Below are 7129 nucleotides of genomic sequence, written 5' to 3'. Positions count from 1 at the left end.
GATGGCTGAGTCGTTCTGGTCGACGCTTAAAACCGAGTTCTACGACCGTAAGCGTTGGCCTACCCGCGATGCTGCGCGCAAGGCTGTTGCCTACTGGATTGAAGTCGTCTACAACCGCCGGCGCCGGCACTCTGCACTAGGAATGGTCAGTCCCGTCGACTTCGAAAACCACATTGGTCTAACCACCAGTAGAAAAGAAATAGCTGCCTAAACACTAGGTAGCCCCACTACGTGTCCACGATTTGCGGGCAACCCCACTGCCGCCACAGCGCAAGAAAGCAACCTGCATGACGCCCGCACCTGGAGCCGATTCCTAGACTCTACTGCCGCCTACCCCGGCTGGGATAAAGACGAACTAGAACACCTCGCACAGTCTGCTGCCCCACTCGATGCTGACAGCATGAACGCCAAAGGCTTAACCTCCCATCGCTACCGCGTGAGCGCTAAACGCCCTGATACGCGCCAGCGGCTGCTAGAGACCATGCTGGAACAACTCGACGACTCAAACCTCGTTGACGTTCACCTCGCCCATACCGTAGGCACATATCTCACCGCAGAAAGCACCAAGACCAACTTCCGCACCCTTCCCCAGGACGAGAATGCTGGACCGCGCTATCGACTAACTATCAACACCACCGAACCACTAGAAAGAAACTTAAGCACTGCTACCCTGAAGTGTCCCAGGTTTTGTTCCGTTTGAGTAGATGGGAAAATCTGGAACATGCCAAGAAAATTTGACCAGGATGCAAAGGACCGTGTGGTCCGTCTCGTGGAGGACCGCATCTTGGCGGAAAGCATGTCGATGCATCCCGCGTGCTAGGCAGTAGCTTCAAAGTTGGGGGTTTCATGGCACACGGCTCGTCTATGGACTTAAGCCTGCTCGTCGTGCGGGAAACATCCCAGAACCTGTTCCTGAAGATTTGGCTACCGAAAATGCCAGGCTACGCCGCGAAAATCAAGAGCTTCGAGATACCAACGAGTTGCTGAAGGCTGCGTCAGCTTTTTCGCCTCACGACCAGGCCCCAAACGTTAAGAAATGATCCGGTTCATCGATAAATACCGGAATCATTTCTCTGTCGAGTTCATCTGCACCGGAGTTGAAGATTAACCGGGCTGGTGGGTTTATCACCTCGCGTGGTTATCGCCAGTCCAAAGCCCGTGGGCTTAAGTGCTCGTCGCCTTCGTGACGCTGTGCTGATTGAACGCATTGGTGCCATTCATCGGGATAATTACGGTGTCTACGGCGTGCGGACAATGTGGCATGCGCTTGACCGTGACGGAATCGACATCGGTCGTGAGCAAACCGCCCGGCTGATGCGCCTAGCTGGTGTTTCTGGCACAGGCACAGGCGGATCACCAATCACAACCCGTACACCTCAACAGGCCGGATCTGCGCCCGGATTTGGTCGAGCGTGAGTTCAAAGCCCAAGGCCTTAAACAAGCTGTGGGTGGCCGACATTACCTACGTGCGTACGAAGAAGGGTTTTGTGTACACCGCGTTTGTCACTGACGTTTACTCCCGGCGGATCGTCGGATGGGCATTATCGGACTCGATGCGCACCGAGGTATTACCGCTGCAAGCACTCAACCAAGCGATTGTGAGCGCGAAGGAAACAACAGGCCTTATTCACCATTCGGATCACGGCTTATAGTACGTCAGCGTTGTCTACAACCAGCGTCTCGCCCAGCACGGGATTGCCGCTTCCACTGGGACCGTCGGTGACTGAAATGACAATGCTCTAGCTGAAAACGTTAACGGCTCTTACAAGAATGAGCTCATCCATACTCGCAGGTGGAATGATGTTGTCGAGGTAGAAATCGCGACGTTCGAGTGGGTGTCATGGTGGAACGAGGTAAGGCTCCACCAAAGCCTGGGATATCGAACCCCAGCCGAGGTGGAAACCGAATTGTGGAAGAAGAACCCGCAACAGGGAATAATAGAAATCAAGGAACATGCCTAGGAACAAAACTCGGGGCACTTCAAGCCCCTTATATGGCTCTGGATGTGGTGATTGCTGCAGAACCGTCATCAGTAAGGGTGACTTTTCCATCTACGCGGTAGACTTCACGCAACATTTTTGCGGTTAACACGTCCTTAGCTGCTCCGTGTGCGTATACAGTGCCCGCGTGGAGTACCGCAATGCGGTGAGCGAAGCGCGCTGCTTGTGAAAGATCGTGCATCGAAACCACGACCGCCGCGGGTGCTTCAGCTGCATAGGCGCGAATATGCTCCATGAGGATGAGCTGATTTCTTAGGTCAAGAGCGCTGGTTGGCTCGTCCAGTAGTAATGCCTGCGGCCGGCATACGATGGCCTGGGCGAAGCTTACTAATTGACGCTGGCCGCCGGAGAGCTGGGACATTGTTCGGGATTCTAGGTCTTCTAGCCCCAGCCGCGTGAGGACCGAGCTGACTCGGTCCTGTGTGGATGTGGCTACCCGTAGTCCGCTGAATCCCGTCCGGGAATGCTGGAGTGCCAGAAGTACCGATTCGAATACGGTAAGGGTGCTTTCCGGCGGGGGATCCTGTGGCAAATATACTGCCTCGGGCCCAGTGACGTCGCCGCTGAATCGGCATAGGTTAGCCATGCAGCGCAGCAAAGTCGACTTACCAGCGCCATTAGGGCCGACGAGGGCGGTGACGGTTCCAGCTTCGATCTTTGGGAGACATACGTCATTCAGTATCTGTTCGTCTCCATGGGAAAAGCACAGGTTATCTACCCGGAGTGTGGGTTCTGGCGGAACCGTGGGCGGTTGTTCCACGAGGGGGTCCTTTCTGGGGCAGGAAGTACTGGGAGAGGCGATCATTAGGTTGAGGAGACAGTTCGGGGGCGGCGTCGCAAAACAATGAGGACGACGAACACGGGAACGCCCACAATCGCGGTGATGATGCCGACAGGCAGAATCGCCCCAGGCTGGATCAGCTTGGATACCACTGAGGCTGAGGTCAGCAAAAGCGCACCTGAGATGATGGACGTGGTGAGGAAGAAGCGTTGGTCCTCACCAACGAGCATCCTGGCGATATGTGGGCCGACGAGTCCGATGAAACCAATTGTCCCGGCCATCGAAACGGCAGTTGCCGCCATAAGGGAGACTCCCACCAGCGTGTACGTGCGCAGCTTTGGGATATTGATACCCATGGACCTAGCGCGGTCGTCGCCCATTCGAAACGCGGTCAGCGTCCACGCATTGCGGTAGAAGTAAGCAATTCCGATTAGTGAGATGACCGCGAGAAGGCCGATCTGAGGCCACGTAGCGCGCGTAAGGCTGCCCAAGGTCCAGAAAACCACCTGCTCTAATTGGGTCTGCGAGGCGAGGTACTGCATTAGCGCTAGTAGAGCATCGAAGAGGAACACGATGGCTATGCCCAGCAGAATCATTCCCTCGGTACCAGAGCTCTTTGACCGAGAGAATAGGACGATCACCGCACAGGCCGCGAGGGCGAAGACCCAAGCACTGCCCGCCATTCCCAGCGCTGCCCCGATTCCCGCCGCGGTGAATCCTGAGACGGTGGCAAAGGCTGCGCCAAAGCTCGCAGCGGCGGAAATGCCCAGCGTATAGGGCTCTGCCAAGGGGTTATCCAAGATGGTTTGCATCTCTGCGCCGGCAGCAGCGAGGGTGCCACCGATGAGCACCGCTGTGACGGTCATAGGCAGACGTATATCAAAGATGATCTGCCAGTCAATTGGGCGGGAATCGCTGGGGTGAAAGAGCACGTAGAGCGCCTCATTTGCGTTCAAACTGCTGCCGATGAGGAAATCTATGGCAATGGTGACGCATAGCAGGGCCGTAAGCCCTGCGATGATCGCTACCTTTCGCCTGCTAGCTGTTCGGTACCAGTTTGACCGGGGGCGTTGCCGTTGCGGGGTAGAGTTTTGGTCGTCCACCTCGCTTCCGGTGGCAATTGATTGCGCTCGTGCTCCGTGGCTCATGGCAAACCAGTCCAGAAGGTGCCGCTAGCCTCCACAGGGAGGAATTTTTCATGTAGTTCTTCCAAATCGGCCTGCGGGTCGACATCGGAAAACAGGTCGGGGTGCATGGCTTTGGCAAACCACTCGATGGCTAGGTAGTTGTATGGGGAGTCGTAGAAGTGATGCCACGCAGCGTAGGCCCGCTTGTTCTTGACCGCCCGCATTTCCTTAAGGACAGGTTGCCCGTCAACAACGCGTTGGAAGTCTTTGGCTGCCTGTTCGGTGGACTCGTCGTAGCCCAGGGGTACAAAGCCATTCTTCTTTGGCTGCTGCTTGGCGCCGGTCCAGTCTGCGCCGGTGGCGATGATGACGTCTGGGTCTTTTTCAGCTAGCGCCTCGGGAGAGACTTGCCCCTGCTTGGCGTCGATCATATCGTCGCCCACGTTTTCGCCACCCGCTGCGTTAACAATTTGGGCTAGGTTGGACTTAGCGAAGGTAGAGCAGCAGTCGAAGTAGCCGGGAGCTCGCCAGAGGAAGGTCGGTGTGGGGGTGGCCTTGGCTTTTTCTAGGCGCTCCTGAACCATGTTCACCTTGGACTCATAGAACTCGGCATACTCTTCCGCTTCCTTCTCGTGGCCGAGTACCTTGCCGAGCAAGCGCACGCTCGGTGCGGTGTTCTTCACCGGGTCGGTAAAGTAATCGACGGTAACCGTGGGGATTCCGGCCTTTTCTAGACCGTCTACGATGCCAGCATCCTGGGCGGCTTCGAAGCTGCTTGCGGAGACAATGAAGACATCTGGACGGGAATTCAAAGCTTGCTCAACGGACATCGAGCCGTCGTAAACTTCACCAGTTTGCTCAATATCTTCGATCTCTGAGAATTTCTGTTCGTACTTCTTGTACGTGCCAGGGTCGTTCTGCTCCAGGTCATCTGGCCAGGCAACGATGCCCTGGAGCGGGTTTTCTTTGTTGAGGATGGATGTCGTGTAAAGCATCCGTTGCCCGCCCATGAGGACCCGATCGACGTTCTTCGGGACCTCGACTTCGCGCCCGAGAATGTCGGTGATCTGTTGCTTTTCTCCGTCATCTGCGGTCTGTTGTTCATCGTTAGTGCTGCAGGCAGCGGTCATAAGGAGGGCAGTGGCGGTGACGGCTGAGGCGACTACGCGGGCCATTCGGTGGTGAGGGGCGCGTGGGGTTTTAAAACCGCGAGCCCTAGTTGTCGTGAGGGACAAGGCAATCCTTTCTTCCAAGTGGATCTATTAGGTTAGCCATACCTTTGTTTATCTACAATGGGTGATGAAACTTTTACCCCCTAACATTCCCGTTAAGTCAGTTCATTCAGTCGGCGGGAATATGTGCGTAGCAGCAGTACCGCCGTGGTTGCGAAACCCATGATGAGTCCTAACCAGACGCCATATCCTTCCCATCCGAGGAGCTTTCCAAATATCAGAATCCCGGGGACGCCAACCAGCCAGTACCCGACGAGGGTGCAGCGTAGCCCTGAGGTGGTGTCTTTCAGGCCTCTCAGTAGGCCCACTGCCACGTTTTGGATTCCTTTGGCGAACTGTTGCAGTACCGCGAGACATAGGAGCAGGACGGCAATGTGAAAGGTGGTGGGATCTGCCTCTTTTAAGAAAGGATGCAGTACCCACCTGCCCAACAGAAGCCACAGCGCGCCCATTATTCCCAGATACGTGACCACGACGAACAATATGCGTCGGGTAATCTCGCGCACTGAGTCGGCACTCTCGGCCCGAGCCCTTGTGATCAGCACCGAGCCGCCGTGAGAAAAGCCGATGCACACTTGGTAAACGATGTACGCCAGTTGGTTCACAATATTGTGCGCCGCTAGCATCTGTGGGCTAAAGGTCCCCATCACTAAACCGGCGATGGTTGTTATTGCAGCCTCCGAGCCATAGGTCAGACTGACTGGTACCCCGAGGCGGACGAGGCGGCAGATAGTCTCCCCATCTCCTTTACACGGAAGGATGTGGAAATAGGGCTGTAGCTCGGGAATGCGCAGTACCACAATCCGGAAGGCCAGGAAGGTAAGCAGTTGGATGACAGTTGTAGAAAGCCCGATGCCCGCTACCTTCCAGTGATCCGAGGCTGCCCATGTCATAAATAACCAGTTCAATGCGATATTTATAAATATCGATATCAGCGTGATGGTTAACAGGGAGCCGGGTTTTCGCATGCCCACGGCGAATTGGCGCAGGACGTTGAGCCACATCATCGGGACTAACCCGGGTGCGAGCGCAAGGGTCATGGCGAAGGTGAGTTGGGCAACGTGCTTGTCGATGGGCAGAACAAGGACCAATCCGCCTAGGGCGATGACCAGTAACGCGCCGAGAATTGCAGTGCCAGTGGCCACCGCGAAGGAGGAGCGCACAGCCCGCCGGATCTGTTCTGCTCCCGCCTCGCAATTTTGACAAGAGGTTTTCTCTTTTTCCATTTTTGCTGCTGCTTCAGCCACAAGATTTGCCCCGGCCGTCACCATGCCCACGCACATCGTGCGGATCTGGTTGTAAAGCTGCATCGCTAGGCCGCCGCCGGCTATCGCCAGTACGCCCACGGACTGCAGCATCAATACGTCCGTGGTGGTCAATGCAACTCCGGCGAGTTGTACTCCAGCGATGGGAAGGGAAATTCCCAGAACTTCGCGATATTTCCGGATGGATTTCAACCTCGCAGCCACCTTCAACTTCGGACTAACATTCGTCTCGGCCCTCGCTTCTCATCTTCTAAACCTCGCCCATTTTGGCGGCTGGTCTCCAATGTGCTGCGGTTTCTAGCGGTAGATACGCAGCACATCCGATTCATTTGCGGCCTCCAGGCCGTTGAAGCGAATGGCGCTGCGATACATCTGCACCAAAGTTGCAATCGGACGCTGCCGTCTGCACCATGGAAATTAGTGGTTCGCCCCTGCGGATTCAGCTGGTGCTGGCCGATGCCCCAGCGGTACCACCGTTGGTTGAGACCGAATCCCGTTCAGGGCTGGTGTTTGCAGCGGCAGAGACTCCCTTCGGAAAGTATAAAGATTATACCTAGTTTAGGTAAGGCTACCATAATTGAAGATTTCCACTTCAAACACTTCAGGTGGAAGGAGTGTGAAGATGGATAGGAGGCGCTTCCATAATGCAGGCCTACAGCCAAACCCGATTCAACTACACCTACCCCACTGCCCCTGCTGAGGTTACCCTCGTTTAGTGGACACC

General features: G+C 55.7%; 5 protein-coding genes and 1 pseudogene. 2 read left to right on the top strand and 4 right to left on the bottom strand.

The window, feature by feature from the left end; translation table 11 throughout:
• Positions 1 to 211: integrase core domain-containing protein (locus HMPREF3009_RS01370; RefSeq protein ID WP_083312696.1), on the top strand; the 211-nt coding region annotated here is incomplete at its 5' end.
• A gap of 510 nt (positions 212 to 721) precedes the next feature.
• Positions 722 to 1961, top strand: a pseudogene (locus HMPREF3009_RS13245) (IS3 family transposase).
• 28 nt (positions 1962 to 1989) lie between these two features.
• On the opposite strand, the gene HMPREF3009_RS01360 reads toward HMPREF3009_RS13245, so the two are convergent.
• The 4 genes from HMPREF3009_RS01360 to HMPREF3009_RS01345 all read right to left on the bottom strand — a co-directional run bounded on the left by HMPREF3009_RS01360 (position 1990) and on the right by HMPREF3009_RS01345 (position 6597).
• The gene (locus tag HMPREF3009_RS01360) at positions 1990 to 2805 is read right to left on the bottom strand and encodes an ABC transporter ATP-binding protein (protein WP_049156256.1); all 816 of its coding nucleotides are present in this window, start codon (positions 2803 to 2805) and stop codon (positions 1990 to 1992) included.
• The gene (locus HMPREF3009_RS01355; RefSeq protein WP_049156286.1) at positions 2805 to 3884 is read right to left on the bottom strand and encodes a FecCD family ABC transporter permease; all 1080 of its coding nucleotides are present in this window, start codon (positions 3882 to 3884) and stop codon (positions 2805 to 2807) included. The genes HMPREF3009_RS01360 and HMPREF3009_RS01355 overlap by 1 nt, the downstream gene beginning before the upstream one ends.
• A gap of 41 nt (positions 3885 to 3925) precedes the next feature.
• The gene (locus tag HMPREF3009_RS01350) at positions 3926 to 5083 is read right to left on the bottom strand and encodes an ABC transporter substrate-binding protein (RefSeq protein WP_049156259.1); all 1158 of its coding nucleotides are present in this window, start codon (positions 5081 to 5083) and stop codon (positions 3926 to 3928) included.
• 152 nt (positions 5084 to 5235) lie between these two features.
• Entirely contained in the window at positions 5236 to 6597 is a 1362-nt protein-coding gene (locus HMPREF3009_RS01345; protein ID WP_231732355.1) for an MATE family efflux transporter, read from the bottom strand.
• Positions 6598 to 7129: the final 532 nt, after the last annotated feature.

The sequence above is a fragment of the Corynebacterium sp. HMSC034H07 genome, from assembly GCF_001815175.1.
In the GTDB taxonomy this organism is placed as follows: domain Bacteria; phylum Actinomycetota; class Actinomycetes; order Mycobacteriales; family Mycobacteriaceae; genus Corynebacterium; species Corynebacterium hiratae.
The sequence above is the reverse complement of the archived record's forward strand: the minus strand, read 5'-3'. Positions and strand labels throughout refer to the sequence as shown.

What these genes read in the sequence shown, in the direction of transcription:
- HMPREF3009_RS01360 (WP_049156256.1), bottom strand. Translation starts at nt 2,805, where the DNA reads ATGATCGCCTCTCCCAGTACTTCCTGCCCCAGAAAGGACCCCCTCGTG.
- HMPREF3009_RS01350 (WP_049156259.1), bottom strand. Translation starts at nt 5,083, where the DNA reads ATGGCCCGCGTAGTCGCCTCAGCCGTCACCGCCACTGCCCTCCTTATG.